The following is a 23,571-nucleotide window of genomic DNA, read 5'->3' on the forward strand; positions in this document are numbered from 1 at the left end:
GGAGGTACTTGTTAGTCGAAAGGCACTTTTTACTCGAAGGGCACTTGGCCGGTAAGAGCGAAGCGTTGCACCGCGTCGATTGGAATATGGTCGCCTTCATCGCGACCATAGTGAACGTATTGCACTACGCCCTGCTCGTCAACCAAGGCATTTAAAGGCATGGTAGCAACATGCCCACCAATGTGAAGAGGAACAAAACCTTTGCCGAACACGGCATATAACAATTGCGGCATTCGGGTAGCGAAGCCTTTGAGCACACCAAGGAAAGAACGCTCCACAGCAAATTGTCGGTAGTAGCGATTATCTTCGTCGGCCAGAATGGCGAAGGGAGCATTGTGGCGGCCGCCGGTCTTGATCAGCTCCTCAATTCCAGCGTCAAAAATGGCGATGACGGTAAAGTTATCGCCAAACTCATCAAACTGACTCACCAGGTTGTGGACCCTGAGGTTGCAGAAGGGGCAAGCCGCAAACCGGAAAAACGACAGCAAGTAGCGTTTACCCAATGCCTCTTCAGCAGAATATACCCGCCCATCAATACTGGGTAGAGACAGGTCTTCGATGCGATACCCCGGTTGAATTCTGGCCATTGCGATGTCCTCAAAATTCGACTAGCTTATTACTACAATAATCATTGCAATATAGCAGTGGATCACTTTTTTACAATAGGTATTGCAAAATATGGGTAGAACACGTCGTTTTGACGAAGGCGCCGCACTTGAACAGGCAACCGAGCTGTTTTGGCGCCGGGGCTACGCCGCCACGACCTACCCTATTTTGGAAGCCCAAACAGGAATCAGCGGCCGCAGTTTGATCCATTGCTTCGGCGACAAAGAGGCCCTGTTTCTGAAGGTACTGAAAAAATACAGCGCAGACGTGGGTGAACGACTCGCCAAGCAGGGCTATCGCGGCAGCAAATCCATCGTCGCTTTCTTTCAGTCACTGGCTGAGGCGCCGGCGGACAGCCCGCTAAATGGCGGCTGCCTGATGGTTAACACCCTGGGCGAACTGGGAACGGTCCCCGTGCTGGAAGACGCGGTGCGAGCATTTCGAGCACAATTGTTGGCGTTTTTTGCGGACAACCTGCGCGTCGACGGCATCGCCAAGCCTCAGCAAAAAGCGGAGCTGCTTCTGGCACTGTTATGGGGGAGCTCAACGCAAATTCGAAGCAGCGGCAGCGTCACCGCACTGAAGCCCGTGGTCAGTGCGTTAAAGCAAACTCTATCTGCCTGGCAACAACAGGCTACCAAGACATAACTCAGTTCAATCGAAGATCTTGCCGGGGTTCATCACGCCATTGGGGTCGAACACCTGCTTGACCTGCTTCATCAACGCGACTTCCTGGGCACTGCGGGAGTAGCCCAGATAGTCCTTCTTCAATAGCCCCACACCGTGCTCGGCGGAGACGCTGCCGCCGTAGCGCTGGACGATATCAAACACCCCTTTGCTGACCTCGCCGCACTGGGCAAAGAAAGTCTCTTTGTCGAGGCTGTCGGGCTTGAGGATGTTGAGATGAAGGTTGCCGTCGCCGATATGGCCAAACCAGATAATCTCAAAGTCCGGGTAAGAGGCGTTCACCAGACTTTCAACGTCGCTGAGAAAGCCGGGCACTTTGGAGATCACGGTAGAAATATCGTTTTTGTAGGGCGTCCACTGGGAGATGGTCTCGGAGATATCCTCCCGCAGCCGCCACAGGTTTTTCAGCTGCTCCAGGCTGTGGCTCATCACGCCGTCCAGCACCCAGCCCTCTTCCACACAGTCCTCGAACAAGGTCATGGCCTGGGCTTCAACCTCATCGTTAAGACGCTCAAATTCCAGAAGCGCATAGTAGGGGCAGGGTTCTTCAAAGGGACGGGGTAAGCCACTGTGGGCCACCACTTTTTGCAGGGCTTTTTCCGAGAAGAACTCAAAGGCAGTAAGGTCCATCTGCGACTGGAAGCGGTTGAACAGGTTCATGATGCCGTCGAAGTTTTCCACCCCCAACACCAGCGCGGTCAGGTCCTTGGGGGGCCGGGTAAACTGCATGGTGGCTTCAACAATTAAACCCAGCGTCCCCTCCGCGCCAATAAACAGTTGCCGCAGATCGTAGCCGGCATTGTTCTTGAGCAGGCCGCGATTGAGCTCCAATACCTCGCCGCTACCGGTAACCACAGTCAGACCGGCCACCCAGTCCCGGGTCATACCCCAGCGCAGCACCTTGATGCCGCCGGCATTGGTGGCAATATTGCCGCCGATCTGTGACGACCCCGCCGAGGCAAAATCCACCGGGTAGAACAGCCCCTGCTCCTCGGCAAAGTGTTGCAACTGCTCGGTGATCACCCCTGCGCCACACACAGCAGTGCGATCGATGGGGTCGAAGTCCCGAATCTGGTTCATCAGGTCGAAGGCCACCACCACCTCGCCATTGGCTGCCACCGCGCCGCCGCTAAGGCCGGTGCGGCCACCGGAGGGCACAATGGCAAAGTTAAGCTGGTTGGCCAGCTTGACCACCGCCTGCACCTCGTCGACAGATTTGGGCAGGGCAATGGCCAGCGGCGCCGGCTGCCAGGCCTTGGTCCAGTCGCGGCCAAAGGTCTGCAGGCTGTCCTCATCCACCCGCACCCGGCCCTCGCCGAGAATGGCATTCAAGCCCTCGATAATCTCGTCACGGGGAGTCTGGGATGCAGCGGAAGACATAATTGGGCCTCGCGAATAACAAAATCGGAAGAATATATAAGAAGGGCGCTTCTGGAATAGGTGTTTATGATACCATACCGCGCTTTCAGCAACCCCCTCGCGAGATCGTTTCCGATGGCGAAAACCTCCCTCGACAAAGCCAAAATCAAGTTTCTGCTGCTGGAAGGCGTGCACCAGTCTGCCGTAGACGCCCTGCAGGCCGCTGGCTACTCCAACATTGACTACTACCAGAAAGCCCTGCCCGACGATGAGCTCAAGGAAAAAATCGCCGACGCTCATTTTGTTGGCATTCGCTCCCGAACCCAGCTGACTGCCGATGTCTTCGCCGCCGCCAAAAAACTCACCGCGGTGGGCTGCTTTTGCATTGGCACCAATCAGGTCGACCTCAAAGCTGCCACCGAACACGGCGTGGCGGTCTTTAATGCGCCCTTCTCCAACACTCGCTCGGTGGCGGAGCTGGTGATCGCCGAAGCCATCCTGCTGCTGCGCGGCATCGCCGAGAAAAACGCGGCGGCTCACCGGGGTGAGTGGTTAAAATCAGCCGTGGGCTCCTACGAGATTCGCGGCAAGCGCCTGGGCATTATCGGTTACGGCTCCATCGGCATGCAGCTTTCTGTTATCGCCGAAGGCTTGGGCATGGAAGTGTGCTTTACCGATGTGGTGAACAAACTGCCGCTGGGCAATGCCATGCAGGTCAGTCTCGGCGAGTTGCTGGCCACCTCGGACATTGTCAGCCTGCACGTGCCGGAGACCGCCTCCACCCAAAATATGATGGGTGCCAACGAAATCGCTCAAATGAAAGCCGGCGCCATCTTGATCAACGCCTCTCGGGGCACGGTGGTGGATATTCCCGCACTCTGCGACGCACTGAGTGACAACCGCCTGTCCGGCGCTGCCATCGACGTGTTCCCGGAAGAACCCCGGGGCAACAACGACGAGTTTGTGTCGCCGCTGCGGGAGTTCGACAACGTCTTCCTGACCCCCCATATCGGCGGCTCCACCATGGAGGCCCAACAGAATATCGGTCTGGAAGTGGCGGACAAACTGGTTAAGTACTCGGACAACGGCACCACCACCTCCTCGGTCAACTTCCCCGAGGTGGCACTGCCCGCCCACCCCGGCAAGCACCGCCTGCTGCATATTCACCGCAACGTGCCGGGTATTCTCAGCGCCATCAACCAAGTCTTCTCCGAGACGCAAACCAATATCTCGGGTCAGTACCTGCAGACCAATGAAGACATTGGCTATGTGGTGATGGATATCGACCAGGCTTCCAGTGCCGAGGCCTGGAAGAAGCTGTCGCAGATTCCCGACACCATTCGCTGCCGGATACTCTTTTAATTATTTATGAGTGACACGATTCTCGACCCGGAACTGGCCGCCCTGCTGGACAAAACCGCACTGGTGGGGCTGAGCTACTTCGATGTTAACGGCGACGCGCTGCAACAGCGTATGCTGGCCGGCACCGTGGTCAGGGTCACGCCCAAGGACGGCATCACCCTGCGCCAAAGCAACGACGACGAGTTCACCCTGCCTTCCTCCATGGCGCCCTGGTTTCTCGCCCCGGCCGGCGACTATCGCACCAGCGATGGCGAGACAGTCTCCAACCCCGACTACCTGGTGACCTGGAACGTCCACCGTTGCCAGGATGACGACAAGCCTGAAGGGGAACACCAGTGGTGGGAGTGGGTGGCCAACACCACACCGCCGTCAGTGGGCTGAGCTAGATACCTTCCAACAGAAAGCCGTCGCAGGCCGACCACACCTTGGCCCGATAGGACTCACCCTCTTTCACCAGATGGTGCCGGGCACCGGGGATCGCCACCTCCCGATAGGCCGGGAATTTGTCGCGAATCACCGGCAGGTTGTAACGCCAATCCACGGTATCGTCGTTGTCGCCCTGCAAAATCAGCACCTTGCAGTCCGGCTGGGGCGCCAAAGCGTGAAACCACGGCAGCCAGGCCTTGAGCGCCCCCACCCAACTCACCGGCAGACGCCGCGGCTGCAGGGGGTCGCGATGGCGCAAAAACTCCAGAAAGGCCTGATCATCGGAGTTGTCGGCAAAGCGGCGCGGCAAACTGTGAATAAGGTGCTTGAGCAGTGCGTGGGCCGACCGGCCCCACCCCCACGCGGCGGGACGCACCAACGGCGCCATCAATACCGACCTGGCAAAATCGTCACTGCCGCCATCCAGTAGGTGTGACATCAGTATCGCGCAACCGGTGCTCTGGGCCATGGCCAGAAACGGCTTGGCCAAGTCGATATCAGCCACTGCGCCAAGCACATCTCTGAGTACCTGGCGGTAGGTATGAAAGCTGTCAATCGCCGCCCGCTCGCCACTGGAAAGCCCGTGCCCCGGCAGGTCGTAAGCCACCACATCGCAACCGTGCTTTAAGCAGTAGTGAATCACATTGTTATACAAGCCAACGTGGTCGTAGTAACCGTGAAACACGAACACTGTCGCCCGGGCATTCGGTCTACGCAGGCACTGCACCGCAATGTTGTAGCTGGCGCTGTCGATGCGGCCAATGGTGTGGCGCACATCCGGGTAGGTCTCGGCAAAATCGGAATCGTAGCAGTGAAGGTAATCCCGCCCCTGGGGCCAGTCCGTTATCGCCACCTCTTCGGCGAAGGGCGGAAGCAAAGGGAGATTGAACTGGTCGATTGATTGTTGCCACGTCATTAGTTTTGCCGATCTCTGCTTGTTTTTGGTGATGGTAAAGCCATTACCACGCCCTAGCCAGCACTCCTTAGCCAGCACTCCTTAACCAGCAAGCACCGTGTTCGCATCACCCCCGCTGCAAATGTTAGGGTGCGCAAAAAACCGGTCAACGAGGAGATAATAGTGAAATACATATTGCTGACAGCGCTGAGCGCCATGGCCCTCAGTTTTTCCGCCCACGCCGCCGATCGCGAGTGCGAGTACGACAAAGCCCCCTCACTGCCCGACGGCAGCAGCGCCAGTTATGAAGAAATGGTCGAAGCGCAAGGCGAAGTGCAGGAATACATCAAGCAGAGCGAATTCTTTATTGGCTGCCTGAAACAAAAAGAGACCCAATTGGGCGAAGACATCACCGAAGAGCAAAAAGCCAAAATCGTTTCTGCTTACAACCATGTGGTCGACGAGATGAAAGCCACCTCCGAGCAGTACAACGCTCAAATCAAGGCCTTTAAACAGCAGTAAGCTCTCTTCCGGCGCCCTGACACCCCAGGTCTAAAACCGGGCGCCGAATTCCCTCACAGTAAAAAACCAAAATCCAAACCAGCACGTATCGCCTACACGGCTTAAATACCGTGGACAGGGCATGTGGCCCTGCCCGATGCAATAACGACGATAGAAAAAAAGGTGCTCAATATGGATACTACGCCACAGCCTCAGTGCAGATCAGCACACAGGTCGTCCCGCAACTTCACCGCCAAAACACTTCTTCCCACTCTACTCGCCTCTACCTTAGTTCTCGCCGCCTGTGATGGCGACGATGGCAAAAACGGCGCCGCTGGCGCACCGGGAGCCCCTGGCGCCCCCGGATCGCCTGGTGCACCCGGCGCTAATGGCAACCCTGCTTTCCCCGCTGCCACTATTTTTGTAGCCAACAACGGCAGCAGCGACAAAACTGTGAGCGTCCGGGACGAGTCCCTGGCCCTGCTCAATAACTACGACACCGGCGGCAATGAGGGCATTGTGGTCAACGCCGCCCACCGCCTGACCCAGGCCCAGGACGCCAATGCGCCATCGAGCCTGATCACCGCCTGCAATGCGCCGTCGCGCTCCACCGGAGACGCCGCCTTCACGCTCGCAGGCGCCAACACCGGCCTGTCCAGCCCCAAAGGCATTACCTTGATTGAGGACCATGGCCTGGTGGTCGTGGCCAACGTCGGTGCCAATAACCTGTTGGTATTCGGTACCGCCGCAGCCGGTGACCAATCCCCTGTGGCCACGGTGAGCCTGGGCAGCAACGCCTGGGACAGCACCTACGATGCCGCTGGTGACCGCCTCTACGTGGCCCAGACCGATGGCTCGGTAGCGGTGTTTGACCAGTTCTCCACGGACTTGGGACAAACCGTCACCCCGCGGGTCTTTACCGCCAGCACGGCCGGCGCCACCACCAACTTCCACGGTATTGATTACGATGCCGCGGGCGACCGCCTGGTGGTCACAGACGTTGGCTCCGCCTCCGACCCCGCCGATGGCAGCCTCTATGTATTTGAAGGTGCCAGTGCGGCCACCGGCAGCGTCACCCCCAGCGTCACCATCGCCGGACCCAGCACGCTGCTGGGTAACCCGGTAGACCTGCAGCTGGACGGTGGCGATGTGCGCATCGCCGAGAAGTCCAACGACGCCATTCTGGTGTACCGCAATATCTTTGAACGCGGCAATGGCGATCTGCCGCCGGATGTGATCTTTGCCACCACCAAACCCGAGTCACTGGTGGTCGTCCCCGATGCAGACCCCATAGCGGGCAGCACCGATATTGCCGACCCCACCACGCCTTACCGACTGCTGAGCACCAGCAACCCGGCGGCGGGCTCCCCGACCTCCGGCCAGCTGCTGGTTACCAGCCGCAACCTGGGCACTCCGTCCACGGCCTTTGACACCACCAGCATTCCCGGCCTCACCGGCCTGGAGAACGTGGTTCTGGACCGCGCCGGCGACGCCTATGTCAATTTTGACGCTGGCGCCAGCCCCGGTATTGCGGTGATCAGCGCCATCGATGCGCGCCTGGGCGGCAGCTTTGATCCCAGCCGCGACCGGCTGATTCAGGGTGCCAACACCACACTGGCCACACCCAAAGGCCTGGAGATCGCCGACGACCTGGGCCTGCTGATGGTCTCCGATACCACCACCGGCAGCGTGCTGGTATTCAGCAGCTGTGACAGTGGCAACGTGGCACCCGCCGCATCATTGGGCGGTACCGGCACCCCCTGGGACAGCGACTACGCGCCCGCCATCGACGCCCTGTTTGTGGCGTTGACCAACGGCACTGTAGACGTTTACGACAACTTCTCTCAGGATCTGGGAGCCAGTGGTCCGTCCCGGACCATCGTGCCCACCACCGGCGGCCTGCCCTTCCCGGCGCCGACCAACCTGCACAGCGCCCGCTACGACCAGCGCTCTGACACGCTGATCCTGGCGGACGTTGGCTCCGGTGCCGTGGCGACCGACGGTGCACTGCTGACCATAGAGAATGCCGCCACTGCCAATGGCAATACTGAAGTGGGTAAACTCGTTGCGGGTCCGACCACCCTGTTGGGCAACCCGGTGGACATCGCCTTTGACGGCGTCGACCTCTACGTTGCCGAGAAAGCCAACGGCGGCGGTGCACTCCAGGTGTGGCGCAACTTCCTTACCGACAATTCTTTGGTCGGCAACGCGGCGCCCAGCGACAGTGTGGCAACGCCCAATCCCGAGTCACTGGTTTTGATGCAGTAGTGACTGAGGGACAGTAGTGAGTAGAGGTAAATGAAAGTGGCACCGGCACAAGATTAGTGTCGGTGCTAAGGTAAGCGAAACGCCCTCATCCACGGATGGGGGCATTTTTTTAGTCCACCCTTTTTTAGTCCACCTTGGTCAGGCGCAGGTAGGGCCGCAACTCCTCCCAACCCTGTGGAAACAAGTCCTTCGCCCTTTCGTTCTCAATACCTGGCGGGATAATGACCTTGCTTCCCGGGACCCAGTCCGCTGGCGTAGCAACGCACTTGGCATCGCTCAACTGCAGAGAGTCGATCACCCGCAGTATCTCGCTGAAGTTGCGGCCCACACTCATCGGGTAGGTCATGGTCAGGCGAATCTTCTTGTCCGGATCGATGATAAACACCGAGCGCACCGCCGCAGTCTCACTTTCACCGGGGTGGATCATTTCATAGAGCTCGGCGACCTTGTGATCCTTGTCCGCCACAATGGGGAATCGCAGGGTGGTATTCTGAGTCTCGTTAACGTCCTCAATCCACTTCAAGTGCTCCTCCACCGAGTCGGTGGACAGGCCCAGCGGCTTGACGTTGCGAGCAGTGAATTCATCAGACAACTGCGCCGTGCGGCCCATCTCAGTGGTGCACACCGGGGTGAAATCGGCGGGGTGACTGAAGAAAAAGACCCAGGAATCGCCGGCCCACTGATGAAAATCGATGTCGCCAGTGGTGGTGGCAATTTGGAAGTTGGGGGCTGTATCACCAAGTTTCAGACTCATGACTTTCTCCTATAGATGTCGGGTTGTGCTGTGCCTCAATTAAAACTATATGGAATATGTATATAACTTTAAAATATATTATTCCAATAACATCGATAGGTGTTTGATACAGGTCAAGCGGATACAAAAAAGCCGGCCGCCTTCGGGGCACCGGCTTTTAACGCTAGTTTTGGCGGGAGCTTGGGCCGTAAGCGCTCAACAAACCCCACCGTTGCGTTCAGTCGTTTTCTAATCGCCCATCGATCACGGACGACGGCGTGGCATCCTTGACCGCCGAGAGCAGGTGCGGTGAGACATTCCAGCGCTGCCCGCTGTCCGTCACCACGGTTACCGTCTTGCGATTGAATTTCATAATGGTCGCGAGGACCCGGTCGCCCTGCGGGGAGCTGAAGCTGACCCGAGCGCCGGGGTGGAACTGCATCATCGACTGGTGTGCGTGCATCGATTCCAGCATCTTCAGGCGCTCAACAATACGCTGGTTCAACGCCATCAGTTCGTCGGCATCGAGATGATCGATGTCGATTTTCATCACCCGTTTCATGAGGCCACCTTCACTACCTCGGGAGCCTTTGTAGGCATCTGCCATGGCAGTAACGCTTCGATGTCTTCAAGGCCTTGTGCTCGGGGCAATTCAGTAAACACCCGCTTCAGGTAAGCAAAGGGTTCCAGGCCATTCGCCTTGGCCGTTTCAATCAGACTGTACAGGTTCGCACTGGCGGTGGCGCCCGAGGTCGAGGCGCTGAACAGCCAGTTCTTGCGCCCCACCACGAAGGGGCGGATCGCGTTCTCTGCCGGATTATTGTCTATGCCGAGCCGACCGTCCTGCGTGTAGACGGTCAGTTTGCTCCAGTTCTTCTCCAGATAGCTCAGAGCCTTGCCCAGTAATCCTTTGGGCAGAGTAGTATGCAGGGTTTTGTCCAGCCAGACGCGGATGGCTTGGAGCTGGGGAACGCTCTCCTGCTGACGCAGGGTGTAGCGCGCTTCCGGCGACAGGGTCTCTGCCCGCTTCTCGATCGCGTAGAGCTTGGCGATCATGCTCACCGCCATATCGACCTTACCTGCCTTCTTCTGCTTGCCGACGGCCTTCTGCGCTTCCACAAACTTGCGGCGGGCATGTGCCCAACAGCCCAGCTGGGTAATACCCGCTTGGGCGCAGGCCCCGTTGTACCCCGCATAGTCATCGGTCTGCACATAGCCCTGGTAGCCCATCAACAGCTGCTGGGCCACCTCTCCCCGGCGACTGTCAGCATAATGGTAAAGTTTAGTGGTTTGCGTGGGCGGCCCGCCGACCCGCACCCACATATAGGAGTGGCTCTGAGCCTCCTTACCCGGCTCCTTCAACACCTGCACGGTGGTTTCATCGCACCGCAGTACCGGATAGCTTAACAAGTGATCCTGCAACAGATTGATCAGCGGCTGTGCCAACTGGCCCGCCTTGACCATCCACAGCGCTAAGGTATGGCGGGGGAGATCGATATCGCTGCGCCCGAGAATACCCTCCTGCCGGTACAGCGGCAGTGCATCCTGGTATTTGGCAACAGCGATGTGGGCCAGCAAGCCCGGGCTGGCCTTGCTCTTGGGAATCGGCTGCGGCGGCAGTGGTGCAGTACTGACGTTGCCTTCGCACTGTTTGCAGGCATACTTTTTACGAACGTTCACCAGTACCTGAACCTTGGCCGGAATGATGTCCAGCTGTTCGCTGGTGTCTTCGCCAATACAGTCACGCACACAACCACAGGTGCAGACTTTGTCGGCGTCGGGCAGGTCATGTTCAATGCGAATGCGGGGCAGGTCTGCCGGAAGCGGCTTGCGGCCGGGCTTGGCTTTACGGGGAGCCGCTTCTCGCTGAGCTGGCGCTGCCGACTCAAGCGCTTCGGCTTCCGACGCCGACTCCATCATGTCGATCAACTCGGCCTCGTTAAATAACTCAGCCTGCTGGTCGCTCTTCTCACTGCTCGACCCAAAGCGCTTTTGCTTGAACAAGCGAATCTGTTCTTCAAGCAGGTGGATGCGCTGCTCCTTCTTCAGAAGCAGAGTCTTCAGTGCATCGATATCGTCAGGCAGGGACTGTGGAGAAGGCGCTGTCATAGCGCCCTATTATACTGGAGGGAGCTCAGGATACCGAGTCAAAATGCAGGGTTTGATGGGGCCGCTGGGCCCAGATATCAAAGCCGTCGAGCAGATAATTCAAATCGCGGCCATCGCGCTGCTCATACAAGAAGGCTGATTCCCGTGGCCAGCGGAAACGCTGCTTCTCAAGGCGCTTGTACCAGAGCACAAAGCCATTGCGCTCCCAGTACAGCATTTTGATCTTGTCTCGTCCCCGATTGCAGAAGACGAACAGCGCTTCTGACATCGGGGAGAGCGCCAGTTCACTCTCAACGAGCAGGGCCAGCCCATCAATGGACTTGCGCATGTCTACGGGCTCCAGGTACAAATAGACCTGAACGCTCGGCGACGGGCGAAGCATCACGCTGACTCCCGCAACGCCCGGAGCACGGTTGGCAGCAATTCGGCCAGTGCGTGAGCGGGCAACTCGAGGCGTATGCCATGGGGTAAACCGAGCACCAAGCGATCGCTTGTCACCGGGGGCGACAGTGGCATGAACTTCCGGCGCTTTTTATTAGCCCGTGTGCGCCAGTAGGCGAAGTTCGACGGCTTGAGGTCATGCTGTTTGCAATACTCGATCTGAGACAGGCCGCTGGCTTCCCAGGCGATGAAGTGCGCTTGCCAGAATTGCTCTTTGGATGAGGTAGGTTCAGTGCTCATAGGATGCTCCAGGTCAGGAAAATCCGGAGCGTAGCCAAGTCGCGGCAGAAAATTTAGATGGGGTTTATTGAGCGCTTACCTTGGGCCGACCTGGCGATCTTATAGCAGGCCACACAGATCGGCTTTATATCGTTGGTAGTTTATCTATGTGCTTGCGGCAGACAAACTCAGCTATCGGGGAAGCCCGCTGAGTTAACAGAAAGTATTTATCAAGCCGGGGTACCTACACAGTCAGCATCACCCACTTGCTAAGTGCCCAGCGCCAACACCGGTTGGTTCGATTATCAACTTTGCTAAAAAATCCATGCTAGCAACGCGGATGCGGTTACTCAACATATGTTCCTGCGTAAATGCGAACGCCTCTTGGATGCCACCCCACATCACATTCTGTGAGTCCGCGTATAGCAGCAAGTTGTCCTCGGTGATGTATCGACGCACAAACTGCTCAAATTTCTCGCGGTCTAGCGAGCCATTTACCATGAGATGCACATACCCATCAGAAGTATTGATATCTCCGTAGTGCAGCTTATGCATGAGAGTGATTATTTCTCGTTTCCCCATAGGTCACTCAATGCCCGGCACAACGGCTAAGCGGCAATGCTGATTCCTGCAGCCGTAGGCTGTGAATTGGTGTTGCTTATTCGGTGCCATATGACTAGATACTTGCATTTTACACCTTTAAAAATAGCCCTATTTTTATTGATTAAAATAGTTAACTAAATTACTTACCAGCATGAAGCAAAATATAGCGACAATAAATATGATTGATCTTTTTGTGCTTTTAATTTTTGAAGGCCCTTGTGCCGAGACAGCTTTATAAAACTTTCCACTTTTATCGTAGAGTTGCCATAAAGCAACCAGACCGAAAACAACGGCCACAAAGAAAAATAATATTCCTGCGATCTCAACCACTATTTACTCCTAACGCCTTTAGCATCAAGCACCTAAACTTGTTAATTTTTTAAGTTGTTTCGAACATACAGTAAACACCAAATTACACCTAAAAATAATGAACAAAAAAGCCCATTTCTCGCATTTACGGATTCTTCACTACCGCCAAATATTTCTGACAATCCGTACTCGCTTGCCACGAAATAAAGCTGCGATACTGATAGAACAAAAAATACAATAGCCAAAACAGCGATTGGTAGCCGCATATTTCGGTGCACTTTTTCTCTATGCTTTCGATCTAAACCTAATGCTACGAGTAATTTTTCCATTTTAAAATTTAACAGCTACTTCAACGTCAATATGACATGCTTAAACACGTCGCCTTGAAATATATACACAGAGAGTTTTTCTAGCTGCATCTTCCATCCCTTTGTTTATTTGATCTTTCCCTAAAACGCGCCCCGATTAGAGCCGACAAAAAGCCTCACGATAACGCCTTTCCGGATCGATTCGTTGCAAGCCAAAATACCACAGGCCCAGCATCGCTCAACAGTTTTTTATTAGGCTACAAAAGGTGGGCCTAAAAACAAAAACGGCCACCTAATGGCAGCCGTTTTTGTTAACACTGATTGCAAGCGGACCTATTTAATTTTTGGGTCCAGGTGCCCCGACTCGTACTCCATAAACATGGTTTCCAGGTTCAGGGGTTTGATCTTGCTGGCGTTTCCGGCTGTGCCGAAGGCTTCATAGCGGGCCACGCAGATGGCCTTCATTTCTTTGATGGTTTCCTTCAGGTATTTGCGCGGGTCAAACTCGCTGGGGTTGTTGGCCAGAAAACGGCGAACGGCGCCGGTGGAGGCCAAACGCAAATCGGTGTCGATATTCACTTTGCGTACGCCGTATTTGATGCCTTCCACAATCTGCTCAACCGGCACACCATAGGTCTCGGGGATTTCGCCACCGTACTCATTGATGATGGCCAGCCAATCCTGGGGCACACTGGAGCTGCCATGCATTACCAAGTGGGTGTCGGGAATGCGGGCGTGAATTTCTTTGATGCGGCCGATGGCGAGGATGTCGTCTGAGGGCGGCCGGGTAAACTTGTAGGCGCCGTGGCTGGTGCCACAGGCAATGGCCAAAGCATCCACACCAGTCTTGGCGACAAAGTCCGCTGCTTCTTCGGGGTCGGTCAGCATCTGCTCGTGAGACAGGGTGCCCTCGGCACCGACGCCGTCCTCTTCACCGGCCTGACCGGTTTCCAGTGAGCCAAGGCAGCCCAGCTCGCCCTCTACCGATACGCCGCAGGCGTGGGCCATTTCTACCACGGTGCGGGTGACATCGACGTTGTAGTCGTAATCGGTGGGGGTTTTGCCATCTGTGCCGAGGGAGCCGTCCATCATCACCGAGCTGAAACCCAGCTGAATGGAACGCTGGCAAATGGCGGGGCTGGTGCCGTGGTCCTGGTGCATGACCACTGGAATCTCGGGGAATTCTTCAATGGCAGCCAGAATCATGTGGCGCAAAAACGGCGCCCCCGCGTATTTGCGGGCACCGGCGGAGGCCTGCATGATCACCGGGCTATCGGTCTCCCGGGCCGCTTCCATGATCGCCCGAGTCTGCTCTAAATTATTGACGTTAAAGGCCGGTACGCCGTAGCTGTGTTCGGCAGCGTGATCCAGCAACTGACGCATGCTGATAAGTGCCATTGTATTCTCCCTTCAGTGTGCAAAGCGCCGCCGTGTCGGCGCCCTGAAATTGTAATTGCTGTGTGCCTGGCGGCGCTTAGCTCGCGCGTTCTTCCGAGCTAGCTCCCGCGATCTTCCAAGATAGCCACCGCCGGCAGCACCTTGCCTTCTACGTATTCAAGAAACGCGCCGCCACCGGTGGAAATGTAGGAAACCTGATCGGCGATGCCGAACTTGTCGATGGCGGCCAAGGTGTCGCCACCGCCGGCAATGGAAAAGGCCGAGGACTCGGCAATGGCTTTGGCGATCTCTTCGGTGCCGTCGGCAAACTGATCGAACTCAAATACCCCCACCGGGCCGTTCCAAATGATGGTACCAGCCTGACGCAAAATTTCAGCCAGCGCCGCTGCCGACACCGGGCCGATATCGAAAATCATGTCGTCATCGCCGACGTTTTCGGCGGGACGCAGGGTGGCAGGCTCATTTTCGTCAAACTGCTTGCCGGTGATCACATCCGACGGCAAAGGAATGTCGCATTTTTCCATCAGCGATTTGGCCTGGGGAATTAAGTCCTCTTCGTACAGTGACTTACCAACATTGAGGCCGGCCGCCGCCAAGAAGGTATTGGCGATTCCGCCGCCAACAATCAGCTGATCGACCTTCTCTGACAAGGTTTCCAGTACGGTAAGCTTGGTGGAGACTTTGGAGCCGCCGACGATGGCCACCATCGGCCGGGCGGGCTTGGCCAGGGCCTTCTCCAGGTTGTCCAGTTCTGCCGCCAGCAGCGGTCCGGCGCAGGCCACCGGCGCAAACTTGGCAACGCCGTGGGTGGAGGCCTGGGCGCGGTGGGCGGTACCGAAGGCATCCATCACAAAGACTTCGCAGAGGCCGGCGTAGGCCTGGGCCAAATCGTCGGCATTTTTCTTTTCACCGACGTTGTAGCGGACGTTTTCCAGCAGCGCGACTTCGCCGTCGTTGAGCTCAACGCCCAGCCGCCACTCGTCGACCAGCGGCACTTTGCAGCCCAACAACTCGCCCAGGTGCTCGGCAACTGGCTTGAGGGAGTACTGGGGGTCGATCTCGCCTTCGGAGGGGCGGCCCAGGTGGGACATTAGGATCACCTTGGCACCCTGCTCCATGGCCAGCTTAATGGTGGGTAGGGCAGCGCGAATCCGCGCATCGGAGGACACTTTGCCATCCTTTACAGGCACGTTGAGATCTTCCCGAATCAGAACCCGCTTGCCGGCCAGTTCCAGATCCGCCATTTTGATCACGGTCATTCCATCACTCCAATAATTCACAGTTCAGATTCTGAATCGCGTGTGACCTTCCCGACTCGTGGAGTCACATTGCGAAAATTGCGCCAGGGTCGGCGCGCCAAGCTAGCGCAGCCAGTGGGCGACGACGTCCAACATGCGGTTGGCATAGCCCCATTCGTTGTCGAACCAGGTAAAGACACTGGCCAACTCTCCCGCGACCCGGGTCTGGGCGGCATCGACAATGGCCGAGCGCGGATCGTGATTAAAATCGCAGGAGGCCAGCGGCTCCTCGGTGACGCCCAGCACGCCATCCAGCCGCGACCGGGCCGCCATTTGCAGCGCCGCGTTGATGTCGCCCCGGTCGACCCGAGCTCCCAGGGTCACGCTCAGTTCCATCGCCGAGACGTTGGGAGTGGGAATCCGCACCGCCCGGGCTGCAAAGCGCCCCTCCAGCTCTGGGAGGATGCGGCCAATACCCGCGGCCAGCCCGGTTTCCACCGGGATCATCGACATCCCCGCCGCGCGGGTTTTGCGTAAATCGGTGTGGTGGTAGGCGTCCAGCACCGGCTGGTCGTTCATCGCCGAGTGAATGGTGGTGATGCAACCCGAGCGCACCTCGAAAGCCCGGTTCAGGACGTCGATAACCGGGGCAATGCAATTGGTGGTACAGGAGGCATTGGAGGCAATGCGGGTCTCGCTGCTGAGTTCCTGATGGTTGAGGCCATAGACCACAGTGGGGATTTCAGCGGCGCCGGGCTGGGACAGCAGCACATGGCGGGCACCCCGCTCCAGGTGCCCCTCCAGGGAGGCAGTGTCGGGATAGGCGCCACTGCAATCCAGCACCACATCGACGTTAAAGCGGCTCCAATCCAGGTCCCGCATGTCCTCGTGGTGGCTGATGGCAATACCGTCGCCGTTCACGATCAACCACCCCTCGGTGTGCTCGACCGTGCCCACAAAACGACCGTGGGTACTGTCGTAGCGAGTCAGATGGGCAATGGTCTCCAGGTCTGCTGGCTCGTTGATGGCAACCACCACCAGTTTGTCCTGCAAGGGCGACTCGTAGAGCGCCCGCAGTACACAGCGGCCAATACGACCGTAGCCATTGATGGCCAGGCGGATCATCAGTCCAGCGTATCCTCGACGGCTTCGACTACCGCTTCAGCAGTGATGCCAAAGTGTTCGTAGAGCGCGCCGCCCGGTGCTGATTCACCAAAGCTGGTCATGCCCACAACCCGGCCGTCCAGGCCAACGTATTTGTACCAATAGTCGGCGTGAGCGGCTTCCACCACAACACGGGCCGGGACATTGCTGGGCAATACCGACTCTTTATAGTAGCCGTCCTGAGCGTCGAAGACGTCGGTACAGGGCATGGAGACAACACGCACCTTGTGCCCTTTGGCAGCCAGGGTTTCCTGAGCCGCCATGGCCAACTTCACCTCGGAGCCGGTGGCGATAATGATGGCTTCCGGCTCGCCGTCGCTGTCGCTGAGCACGTAGCCACCCTTGGCAATCGCGGCGACCTGCGCGGTGGCGCGGTGCTGGTGGGGCAGGCCCTGACGGGAGAAGATCAACGCACTGGGGCCGTCGGCGCGCTCGATGGCCGCTTTCCAGGCCACCGCGGTTTCCGCCATATCACAGGGACGCCACACCGACATATTGGGGGTGCTGCGCAGCGCGGTAAGTTGCTCCACCGGCTGGTGGGTGGGACCGTCTTCACCCAGACCAATCGAGTCGTGGGTGTAGACAAAAATGCTGCGCTGCTTCATCAGCGCCGCCATCCGCACCGCGTTGCGGGCGTATTCCATAAATACCAGGAAGGTGGCGCCGTAGTTGATAAAGCCGCCGTGCAGCGCGATGCCATTCATCATCGCCGACATACCAAACTCCCGCACGCCGTAGTGCAGGTAATTACCGCTGGCGTCTTCGGCAGTGATCGGCTTGGCGCCGCTCCACAGGGTCAGGTTAGAGCCGGCCAAGTCGGCGGAGCCGCCCAGCAGCTCGGGCAACAAGGCGCCGTAGGCTTCGATACAGGCCTGGGACGCTTTGCGGGATGCCAGCTCTTTGAGCTCGTCCTGGCACTGGTAAATGTAGGCCTCGGCCTGCTCGGCAAAATCCTCCGGCAAGGTACCGGCGGTGCGGCGCTCAAACTCGGCCGCCAACTCCGGGTACTGCTCGCGGTAAGCGGCAAACTGTTGATTCCAGGCAGATTCCGCGGCGTCACCCGAGTCTTTGGCGCTCCACTGCTGGTAGATATCCTCGGGGATTTCAAAGGGGCCGTGATTCCAGCCCAGCGCTTCCCGCGCGAGGGTAATCTCGTCGCCACCCAGCGGCGCACCGTGGCACTCTTCCTTGCCCTGCTTGTTGGGGGAGCCCTTTCCGATAATGGTCTTGCAGCAAATCAGTGTCGGCTTGCCGGTCTCGCTGCGGGCAGCTTCGATGGCCGCGGCCACCGCTGCACTGTCGTGACCGTCGACGCCGGGGACAACGTGCCAGCCGTAGGACTCAAAGCGGCGGGGGGTATCGTCGGTAAACCAGCCCTCGACTTCACCATCGATGGAAATACCGTTGTCATCGTAGAAGGCGACCAGTTTACCCAGCCCCAAAGTGCCGGCCAGCGAGCAAACCTCATGGGAAATACCCTCCATCAGGCAGCCATCTCCCAGGAATACGTAGGTATAGTGGTCAACCACGTCAAAACCGTCGCGATTGAACTGGGCTGCCAAGGTCTTCTCAGCCACGGCCATACCCACGGCGTTGGCCAAACCCTGCCCCAATGGGCCGGTGGTGGTCTCTACCCCGGGGGTGTAGCCGTACTCGGGGTGGCCAGGGGTTTTACTGTGCAGCTGACGGAAGTTCTTCAGCTCATCGATGGGCAGATCGTAGCCAGTGAGATGCAGCAGCGAGTAGATCAGCATGGAGCCGTGACCGTTAGACAGCACAAAGCGGTCGCGATTGGCCCACTGGGGGTTGCTGGGGTTGTGCTGCAGGTAGTCCCGCCAAAGCACCTCGGCAATATCCGCCATCCCCATTGGGGCGCCGGGGTGACCCGAGTTGGCTTGTTGAACGGCATCCATACTCAACGCCCGTATGGCGTTGGCGAGGTCACTGCGAGAGGGCATGGTGTGCTCCTGAAAACTGGCTACTGCGAAGAGGGGCGGTATTTTCCCTTACCCGGCGCGGAACAGCAAACCTTGAGGGCCCGAAACTACCGTAAATATTGGGCTCCAGCGCACAATTGGGGCGAATGACGGCCATCCGGCGGTAAATTTGCCCTTATACGGAAAACCGCCTTGCAGGACGGCGGAGAGCCGGCGAGAATAAATCGCCTACCTATTTTGACCTCCGGATGGACCCTACGGCATGTTCAACAACATTCTTTTTGTCTGTATTGGCAATATCTGCCGCAGTCCCAGCGCGGAATACCTGCTCAAGCACAAAACCGCTCACCGCCCGGGGCTAACCATCCACTCCGCCGGGCTCGGCGCATTGGTGGGCCAAGGGATCGACGCCACTGCCGGTGAGCTGCTAACTGCCAATGGCATCGACGCCAGCGAGCATGTAGCCCGCAAGCTAACCCGCGACATGCTGGTGAATGCCGACCTGATTCTCACCATGGAGCCCAGGCATATCAAAGGCATCAACGACCTGGCACCCCAAGTCAGTGGCAAAACCTTCCTGTTGGGCAAGTGGTCCAACAATCAGGACGTGCCCGACCCCTATCGCAAGAGCCGGGAAGCCTTTGAGCACGTGTATCAATTGCTCGATCAATATACTGATGACTGGTTGAAGTATCTCTAGCGACCACCAGTAGCGATACCAGCGAGCCTAGAGGCAGCCCGACCAGCCGCCGTCGACAGGTAACACTGCTCCGGTGACGTATTTGCCCGCGGCCGAGCACAACAACAGAACAGCCCCTTCGATGTCACCTTGCTCCCCCATTCGACGCAGCGGTATCTCACCCACCACTTTGTCCATTACCTCGGGCCCGGTCTGCTCCATCATTTTGGTCAGAAACGCCCCCGGCACAATCGCGTTAACGTTAATGTGCTCGGCGGCAAGGTGACGGGCCAAGTGACGGGTCAGATGATGCAGCCCCGCCTTGCTGGCGCTGTAGGAGTAATTGCCCAGTAGGGGCGCGTGCAGCCCCTCCGACGAGCCAACATTGACGATTCTGGCCGGCATGCCGGCATCACCCGCCTTTTTAATCAGCGGCAATAATGCTTGAACAAGAAAAAAAGGTGCCTTGAGATTAAGATCCATCACCCGGTCCCAACCTTTTTCCGGGAATTCCCCCAGCGCGTTGCCCCAGGTGGTGCCGGCATTGTTTACCAAGATATCGAGCTTTTGTTCCCGCCCCTGTAGCTCCGAAGCAAACTGTTCAATTTGACGCAAATCAGCCAAATCATAAGGAAGGGAAACACAACGCCCCTGATAATCTCTGCCATTCATCTCATCGGCAAAACGATCACAATCCGCAGATTTTCTCGAGGTAACATATACCGTCGCACCCACCGACAGCAGAGCTTGAGACATCCACGCACCCAGGCCTTTGGCGCCACCGGTGACAACAGCGACCCTGCCCTGTAAACCAAACATTTCATTAAGCATTTCATCTCCTTTTTCGTTATTGATTTAGGGCATCTCTGATTTATTCACGATTTTTGCAATAATGCACAAATCCTCGTTATCACCGGAACGATATTCCCGATGAAGCAAAACTCTCTGACAGATGGCTTCGAGAAATTCCGCAAAAGGACGCGGAAGGAGCGCTTTCTCGATGATATGGAAAGCATTATTCCCTGGGCGGAACTTTGCGAAGCCATCGGTCCCTACTATCCGAATCCTCAGGGTGCTGGCCGACGTCCCATCGGGATTGAGCGGATGCTGCGAATTCATTTCCTCCAGCACTGGTTCAACCTGTCCGATCCGGCGGCCGAGGAAGCCTTGTATGATTCCCGCGCCATGCGCAACTTCGTCGGTATTGATCTCGGCGAGGAGCCTGTTCCCGACGAAACCACGATCTGCAAGTTTCGCCATTTGATGGAAAAACACAATCTCGGCGGTCACCTGTTTCATCTGGTCAATGAGTATCTCAATGAGAACGGGATAAAAATTACCCGCGGCACCATTGTCGATGCCTCGATCATTAATGCGCCCAGTTCCACCAAGAACAAGGAAGGAAAGCGCGATCCGGATATGCACCAAACGAAGAAAGGGAATCAGTGGTATTTCGGGATGAAGGCGCATATCGGTGTCGATAGCAAAACCCGGTTGATTCATTCTGTGGTGGCGACTCCCGCCAATGTTCACGATTCGGTCGTGATTGGTGATTTGCTGCACGGAGAGGAAACGCGGGTATGGGGTGATTCGGCCTATACCGGGAAACGAGATGTTATTACCGATCACGCGCCGGCCGCCAGGGATTTCACAAACCGAAAAGGCAGCCGGTATCGCAAACTGACCGATGAAGACCGAGCAAAGAACCGGACGAAATCCAGGGTTCGCGCCCGGGTCGAACATGCGTTCGGCGTCATGAAGCGGCAATTTGGCTTCACCAAAGTGCGATACAAAGGGCTGGAGAAAAACGCCCATCATCTTTTTGTATCATGTGCATTGGTGAATCTGGTCATGGCTAAGAAGTCATTATTGAAACTGCAGCAGGCGTGACAGGATAGTTGCGCCTGAATTTGGGAATGCTGGCTAGAAACCGGCGAAGAAACGCCGTTTTCTGCCAAAAATAAGACAATATCTGACCTGATGTGTAATGGCATCGTGTTGTGCATCAATTATTCAGATGTTCCTTAGCTTAAAATGTGATATGTTTTTTTAAATAAAATAATAAATAGGTGACGTCGTGTTTAATTCATGGTCTACCCAGGGAATTACTCAAAAAGAGAAATACCCGCTTATAAACGATGCGATCAATTCTGCCATCTGCCCTTGCCAAGTCAGCTCAGACATTCCCGGCGATCGCTTCAATGCCCAACTTGAGCGCGCGGTGTTTGGCGAGTCGTCGGTAATACGCTACTCCAGTCTCGGTGCGCAAAAAGCGATTCGTGGGCGGCAACACTTAAACAGCGAAGAGTCTGACTCGATCTTGCTGTACCTGCCGATTACCGCGAAATTCACCATTCAACAAGACAAGGTCACCACCCAGGTCGACCCGGGCTCCGTTGCCCTTGTCCCGCTCTGTAAACCACTGATCGGGGTGTTTACCTCCAGCATCGAGATCGCTCAAACCGCAGTTCATATCAGAGTGCCAAGCGCCCCTTTGCGCGAGCTTCAACCACAAGTGGATCGTTTGTTTAATCAACGTCTCTCACTGAGTACCGGCAGCGGCAGAGTGTTCCAGTCTCTGGTTATGTCACTGATTGATGAAGCGGCGTATATCGAAGACAGCTGCAAGACAAATATGAGCAGCTTAATCATCGAGAGTATTGGTGCCATGTGTGGTGCAGAGATAGATCGCCGACAACAGGTCTCCAGCAAGGTCTTACCTAACCACACAGCCCAGCCTTATATTCTCGAGTTCATCAAAGCGCACTTAGGCAACCCCGATCTATCTCTGGACATGATCGCCAACCACTTTTCGTCTTCGCGGCGCTTTATCCACCGAGCGTTTGAGAATACCGGCTGGACAGTGTGGAGCTATATCAGAGAGCAACGTCTTTTAAATTGTCGTCGAGAACTTCAAAACCGCGAGCTAGACCATCTTTCAATTTCTCAAATTTGCTTTAGCTGGGGCTTCAAAGATGTGGCTCACTTCTCCCGGGTCTACAAAACTCGTTTTGGTCACGCGCCCACAAAGGAGCGCGCTTGCCAGGCATAACACCGAGCAAATAGATTAATCCGGCTCAATGATTCCGATCAGCTGACCCGCTGCCAGCACCTCACCTTCGCCGACTTTGTGTACAAGCGTGCCACTACTGCTTGCCTCCATTTCCATTTGCGCCTTCTCAACGCCAATATCGGCGATCACATCGCCGGCACGCACCGGCTGACCATCGTCGACATGCCAGGCCGTTAACACACCCTCTTGCTCACCCGACCACCAATCCAGGGGGATTCTCAATTCGATCATTACGCGGCCTCCAGCATGGCGATGGCAGTGCCTACAATTTTCTCGGCACTTGGCCTGGCAAACTGCTCCATGGGTCTTGCAAACGGAATCGGAATATCTGGAAAGCAAATCCGCCGTGGCGACGACCGCAATGCCGACAAATTCGACTCCGAGATACGCGCCAACACTTCTCCAGCCACACCGCAGTTCTTGTAGTCTTCGTCCACCACAATAAGCCGCCCGGTTTTCTCCAGAGAGGCCATGATGGTTTCCATATCCAGCGGCACCAAACTCCTTAGATCAATCACCTCCGCGCTTATGCCACTGTCACTCAAGCTCTCCGCAGCCTGCAAGGCATAGTGCAAGGTCACTCCCCAACCCACCAGGGTGATATCTGTTCCTTCGCGCTTTACCTGGGCTTTACCGATCGGTACGGTAAAGCGCTCATTGGGTACCGGTATAGAAGCCATTTTGACTGAGCCATACCAGCCCAGGCCCACCAACATTTTGTGAAACATGTATATGACCGGGTTGGGATCTTCAATGGCGGCATGCATCAAGCCCCTGGCATCGTAGGCATTACTTGGCGCCACAACCTTCATTCCCGGCATATGACAAAATGTGGCATACAAGCTTTGTGAGTGCTGGGAGCCATCGCAATAGCCACCGCCGACACTGGTCATCAAGACCAATGGCACGGCTTGCCCACCGCCGCTGTGATAGGCATTCTTGGCTGCCATGTTGTAAAGCGGGTCCAAACACACGCCGATGAAGTCGTTAAACATCAACTCGACGACCGGTTTCATGCCACTCATTGCGGCACCTACGGCCGCTGACACGAACCCGGATTCCGAGATCGGGGTATCCCTCACTCGCTCCTCGCCAAACTGCTGATGAAGACCAGCCGTAGTCTGAAAAATCGACCCCAGCGCTCCGACATCCTCACCCATAACGAAGACGTTTTCGTCGTTTTCCATTTCCCATTTGAGCGCCTCACTGACTGCCTTGTGAAAAGGCACCCGAGGGCCTTGAACTTGTCCCGACAT

Annotated in this window: 25 protein-coding genes; 8 read left to right on the plus strand and 17 right to left on the minus strand. The window is 56.7% G+C overall.

The window, feature by feature from the left end:
* Positions 1-29: 29 nt before the first annotated feature.
* Positions 30-587: a redoxin domain-containing protein gene (locus I6N98_RS16905; protein WP_198569496.1), complete on the minus strand. Its 558-nt coding sequence runs from the start codon at positions 585-587 to the stop codon at positions 30-32.
* Positions 588-678: 91 nt separating this feature from the next.
* Between I6N98_RS16905 and I6N98_RS16910 the strand changes: the two genes are divergently transcribed.
* Positions 679-1,254, plus strand: a complete 576-nt coding sequence (locus I6N98_RS16910) for a TetR/AcrR family transcriptional regulator (protein ID WP_198569497.1) — start codon at positions 679-681, stop codon at positions 1,252-1,254.
* A gap of 6 nt (positions 1,255-1,260) precedes the next feature.
* Here I6N98_RS16910 and I6N98_RS16915 read toward each other — a convergent pair whose 3' ends face one another.
* Positions 1,261-2,673, minus strand: coding sequence for an FAD-binding oxidoreductase (locus I6N98_RS16915; protein ID WP_198569498.1), 1,413 nt, complete (start codon positions 2,671-2,673; stop codon positions 1,261-1,263).
* A gap of 114 nt (positions 2,674-2,787) precedes the next feature.
* Between I6N98_RS16915 and serA the strand changes: the two genes are divergently transcribed.
* Positions 2,788-4,014, plus strand: coding sequence for a phosphoglycerate dehydrogenase (gene serA / locus I6N98_RS16920; RefSeq protein WP_198569499.1), 1,227 nt, complete (start codon positions 2,788-2,790; stop codon positions 4,012-4,014).
* A 6-nt stretch (positions 4,015-4,020) separates the two neighbouring features.
* The gene (locus I6N98_RS16925) at positions 4,021-4,395 is read left to right on the plus strand and encodes a hypothetical protein (RefSeq protein ID WP_198569500.1); all 375 of its coding nucleotides are present in this window, start codon (positions 4,021-4,023) and stop codon (positions 4,393-4,395) included.
* Between the two features lies 1 nt (position 4,396).
* Here the strand turns inward: I6N98_RS16925 and I6N98_RS16930 are convergent, their stop codons facing one another.
* On the minus strand, positions 4,397-5,356 hold the full coding sequence (locus I6N98_RS16930; protein WP_198569501.1) for an alpha/beta hydrolase: 960 nt from the start codon (positions 5,354-5,356) through the stop codon (positions 4,397-4,399).
* Positions 5,357-5,518: 162 nt separating this feature from the next.
* Between I6N98_RS16930 and I6N98_RS16935 the strand changes: the two genes are divergently transcribed.
* Both I6N98_RS16935 and I6N98_RS16940 read left to right on the plus strand, forming a co-directional pair.
* The gene (locus I6N98_RS16935; RefSeq protein WP_198569502.1) at positions 5,519-5,857 is read left to right on the plus strand and encodes a hypothetical protein; all 339 of its coding nucleotides are present in this window, start codon (positions 5,519-5,521) and stop codon (positions 5,855-5,857) included.
* Positions 5,858-6,028: 171 nt separating this feature from the next.
* Positions 6,029-8,104 carry a YncE family protein gene (locus I6N98_RS16940; protein ID WP_198569503.1) on the plus strand — a complete coding sequence of 692 codons (2,076 nt, stop codon included), beginning with the start codon at positions 6,029-6,031 and terminating at the stop codon, positions 8,102-8,104.
* Positions 8,105-8,228: 124 nt separating this feature from the next.
* Here the strand turns inward: I6N98_RS16940 and I6N98_RS16945 are convergent, their stop codons facing one another.
* The 11 genes from I6N98_RS16945 to tkt all read right to left on the minus strand — a co-directional run bounded on the left by I6N98_RS16945 (position 8,229) and on the right by tkt (position 18,584).
* Complete coding sequence (locus I6N98_RS16945) at positions 8,229-8,858, minus strand: peroxiredoxin (RefSeq protein WP_198569504.1); 630 nt, start codon at positions 8,856-8,858, stop codon at positions 8,229-8,231.
* A gap of 217 nt (positions 8,859-9,075) precedes the next feature.
* Complete coding sequence (locus I6N98_RS16950) at positions 9,076-9,399, minus strand: hypothetical protein (protein ID WP_232787388.1); 324 nt, start codon at positions 9,397-9,399, stop codon at positions 9,076-9,078.
* Positions 9,396-10,946, minus strand: a complete 1,551-nt coding sequence (tnpC, locus tag I6N98_RS16955; protein ID WP_198569505.1) for an IS66 family transposase — start codon at positions 10,944-10,946, stop codon at positions 9,396-9,398. Before tnpC ends, I6N98_RS16950 begins: the two co-directional genes overlap by 4 nt.
* Before the next feature lie 25 nt (positions 10,947-10,971).
* Positions 10,972-11,328: an IS66 family insertion sequence element accessory protein TnpB gene (gene tnpB / locus I6N98_RS16960; RefSeq protein WP_232787526.1), complete on the minus strand. Its 357-nt coding sequence runs from the start codon at positions 11,326-11,328 to the stop codon at positions 10,972-10,974.
* Entirely contained in the window at positions 11,328-11,627 is a 300-nt protein-coding gene (tnpA, locus tag I6N98_RS16965) for an IS66 family insertion sequence element accessory protein TnpA (protein ID WP_198569507.1), read from the minus strand. Before tnpA ends, tnpB begins: the two co-directional genes overlap by 1 nt.
* Before the next feature lie 237 nt (positions 11,628-11,864).
* Positions 11,865-12,161 carry a hypothetical protein gene (locus I6N98_RS18650; protein ID WP_232787389.1) on the minus strand — a complete coding sequence of 99 codons (297 nt, stop codon included), beginning with the start codon at positions 12,159-12,161 and terminating at the stop codon, positions 11,865-11,867.
* Positions 12,162-12,323: 162 nt separating this feature from the next.
* Complete coding sequence (locus I6N98_RS16970) at positions 12,324-12,539, minus strand: hypothetical protein (RefSeq protein ID WP_198569508.1); 216 nt, start codon at positions 12,537-12,539, stop codon at positions 12,324-12,326.
* Between the two features lie 620 nt (positions 12,540-13,159).
* On the minus strand, positions 13,160-14,224 hold the full coding sequence (gene fba / locus I6N98_RS16975) for a class II fructose-bisphosphate aldolase (RefSeq protein ID WP_198569509.1): 1,065 nt from the start codon (positions 14,222-14,224) through the stop codon (positions 13,160-13,162).
* A 98-nt stretch (positions 14,225-14,322) separates the two neighbouring features.
* Entirely contained in the window at positions 14,323-15,483 is a 1,161-nt protein-coding gene (locus I6N98_RS16980; RefSeq protein ID WP_198569510.1) for a phosphoglycerate kinase, read from the minus strand.
* Between the two features lie 102 nt (positions 15,484-15,585).
* Positions 15,586-16,587, minus strand: a complete 1,002-nt coding sequence (locus tag I6N98_RS16985; protein ID WP_198569511.1) for a type I glyceraldehyde-3-phosphate dehydrogenase — start codon at positions 16,585-16,587, stop codon at positions 15,586-15,588.
* On the minus strand, positions 16,587-18,584 hold the full coding sequence (gene tkt / locus I6N98_RS16990) for a transketolase (RefSeq protein ID WP_198569512.1): 1,998 nt from the start codon (positions 18,582-18,584) through the stop codon (positions 16,587-16,589). Before tkt ends, I6N98_RS16985 begins: the two co-directional genes overlap by 1 nt.
* A gap of 241 nt (positions 18,585-18,825) precedes the next feature.
* On the opposite strand from tkt, the gene I6N98_RS16995 reads away from it, so the two are divergent.
* The gene (locus tag I6N98_RS16995) at positions 18,826-19,263 is read left to right on the plus strand and encodes a low molecular weight protein-tyrosine-phosphatase (protein WP_198569513.1); all 438 of its coding nucleotides are present in this window, start codon (positions 18,826-18,828) and stop codon (positions 19,261-19,263) included.
* 27 nt (positions 19,264-19,290) lie between these two features.
* Here I6N98_RS16995 and I6N98_RS17000 read toward each other — a convergent pair whose 3' ends face one another.
* Positions 19,291-20,073 (minus strand): SDR family oxidoreductase, encoded by a 783-nt coding sequence (locus tag I6N98_RS17000; protein ID WP_198569514.1) that lies wholly within the window; start codon positions 20,071-20,073, stop codon positions 19,291-19,293.
* Positions 20,074-20,172: 99 nt separating this feature from the next.
* Between I6N98_RS17000 and I6N98_RS17005 the strand changes: the two genes are divergently transcribed.
* Together I6N98_RS17005 and I6N98_RS17010 are read left to right on the plus strand one after the other, a co-directional pair.
* Positions 20,173-21,132, plus strand: coding sequence for an IS5 family transposase (locus I6N98_RS17005; RefSeq protein WP_198569515.1), 960 nt, complete (start codon positions 20,173-20,175; stop codon positions 21,130-21,132).
* Positions 21,133-21,319: 187 nt separating this feature from the next.
* Positions 21,320-22,294 carry a helix-turn-helix domain-containing protein gene (locus I6N98_RS17010; protein WP_198569516.1) on the plus strand — a complete coding sequence of 325 codons (975 nt, stop codon included), beginning with the start codon at positions 21,320-21,322 and terminating at the stop codon, positions 22,292-22,294.
* 15 nt (positions 22,295-22,309) lie between these two features.
* Here the strand turns inward: I6N98_RS17010 and I6N98_RS17015 are convergent, their stop codons facing one another.
* Together I6N98_RS17015 and I6N98_RS17020 are read right to left on the minus strand one after the other, a co-directional pair.
* Entirely contained in the window at positions 22,310-22,546 is a 237-nt protein-coding gene (locus tag I6N98_RS17015) for a biotin/lipoyl-containing protein (protein WP_198569517.1), read from the minus strand.
* Positions 22,546-23,571 (minus strand): alpha-ketoacid dehydrogenase subunit beta, encoded by a 1,026-nt coding sequence (locus tag I6N98_RS17020; RefSeq protein ID WP_198569518.1) that lies wholly within the window; start codon positions 23,569-23,571, stop codon positions 22,546-22,548. The genes I6N98_RS17015 and I6N98_RS17020 overlap by 1 nt, the downstream gene beginning before the upstream one ends.

It is taken from the genome of Spongiibacter nanhainus (assembly GCF_016132545.1).
In the GTDB taxonomy this organism is placed as follows: domain Bacteria; phylum Pseudomonadota; class Gammaproteobacteria; order Pseudomonadales; family Spongiibacteraceae; genus Spongiibacter; species Spongiibacter nanhainus.

Bases quoted from the DNA above. Each gene is read 5' to 3' on its own strand.
- I6N98_RS16905 (WP_198569496.1), bottom strand. From the start codon at position 587: ATGGCCAGAATTCAACCGGGGTATCGCATCGAAGACCTGTCTCTACCC.
- I6N98_RS16910 (WP_198569497.1), top strand. From the start codon at position 679: ATGGGTAGAACACGTCGTTTTGACGAAGGCGCCGCACTTGAACAGGCA.
- I6N98_RS16915 (WP_198569498.1), bottom strand. From the start codon at position 2,673: ATGTCTTCCGCTGCATCCCAGACTCCCCGTGACGAGATTATCGAGGGC.
- serA (WP_198569499.1), top strand. From the start codon at position 2,788: ATGGCGAAAACCTCCCTCGACAAAGCCAAAATCAAGTTTCTGCTGCTG.
- I6N98_RS16925 (WP_198569500.1), top strand. From the start codon at position 4,021: ATGAGTGACACGATTCTCGACCCGGAACTGGCCGCCCTGCTGGACAAA.
- I6N98_RS16930 (WP_198569501.1), bottom strand. From the start codon at position 5,356: ATGACGTGGCAACAATCAATCGACCAGTTCAATCTCCCTTTGCTTCCG.
- I6N98_RS16940 (WP_198569503.1), top strand. From the start codon at position 6,029: ATGGATACTACGCCACAGCCTCAGTGCAGATCAGCACACAGGTCGTCC.
- I6N98_RS16945 (WP_198569504.1), bottom strand. From the start codon at position 8,858: ATGAGTCTGAAACTTGGTGATACAGCCCCCAACTTCCAAATTGCCACC.
- I6N98_RS16950 (WP_232787388.1), bottom strand. From the start codon at position 9,399: ATGAAACGGGTGATGAAAATCGACATCGATCATCTCGATGCCGACGAA.
- tnpC (WP_198569505.1), bottom strand. From the start codon at position 10,946: ATGACAGCGCCTTCTCCACAGTCCCTGCCTGACGATATCGATGCACTG.
- tnpB (WP_232787526.1), bottom strand. From the start codon at position 11,328: ATGCTTCGCCCGTCGCCGAGCGTTCAGGTCTATTTGTACCTGGAGCCC.
- tnpA (WP_198569507.1), bottom strand. From the start codon at position 11,627: ATGAGCACTGAACCTACCTCATCCAAAGAGCAATTCTGGCAAGCGCAC.
- I6N98_RS18650 (WP_232787389.1), bottom strand. From the start codon at position 12,161: ATGCATAAGCTGCACTACGGAGATATCAATACTTCTGATGGGTATGTG.
- fba (WP_198569509.1), bottom strand. From the start codon at position 14,224: ATGGCACTTATCAGCATGCGTCAGTTGCTGGATCACGCTGCCGAACAC.
- I6N98_RS16980 (WP_198569510.1), bottom strand. From the start codon at position 15,483: ATGACCGTGATCAAAATGGCGGATCTGGAACTGGCCGGCAAGCGGGTT.
- I6N98_RS16985 (WP_198569511.1), bottom strand. From the start codon at position 16,587: ATGATCCGCCTGGCCATCAATGGCTACGGTCGTATTGGCCGCTGTGTA.
- tkt (WP_198569512.1), bottom strand. From the start codon at position 18,584: ATGCCCTCTCGCAGTGACCTCGCCAACGCCATACGGGCGTTGAGTATG.
- I6N98_RS16995 (WP_198569513.1), top strand. From the start codon at position 18,826: ATGTTCAACAACATTCTTTTTGTCTGTATTGGCAATATCTGCCGCAGT.
- I6N98_RS17000 (WP_198569514.1), bottom strand. From the start codon at position 20,073: ATGCTTAATGAAATGTTTGGTTTACAGGGCAGGGTCGCTGTTGTCACC.
- I6N98_RS17005 (WP_198569515.1), top strand. From the start codon at position 20,173: ATGAAGCAAAACTCTCTGACAGATGGCTTCGAGAAATTCCGCAAAAGG.
- I6N98_RS17015 (WP_198569517.1), bottom strand. From the start codon at position 22,546: ATGATCGAATTGAGAATCCCCCTGGATTGGTGGTCGGGTGAGCAAGAG.
- I6N98_RS17020 (WP_198569518.1), bottom strand. From the start codon at position 23,571: ATGTCGGGACAAGTTCAAGGCCCTCGGGTGCCTTTTCACAAGGCAGTC.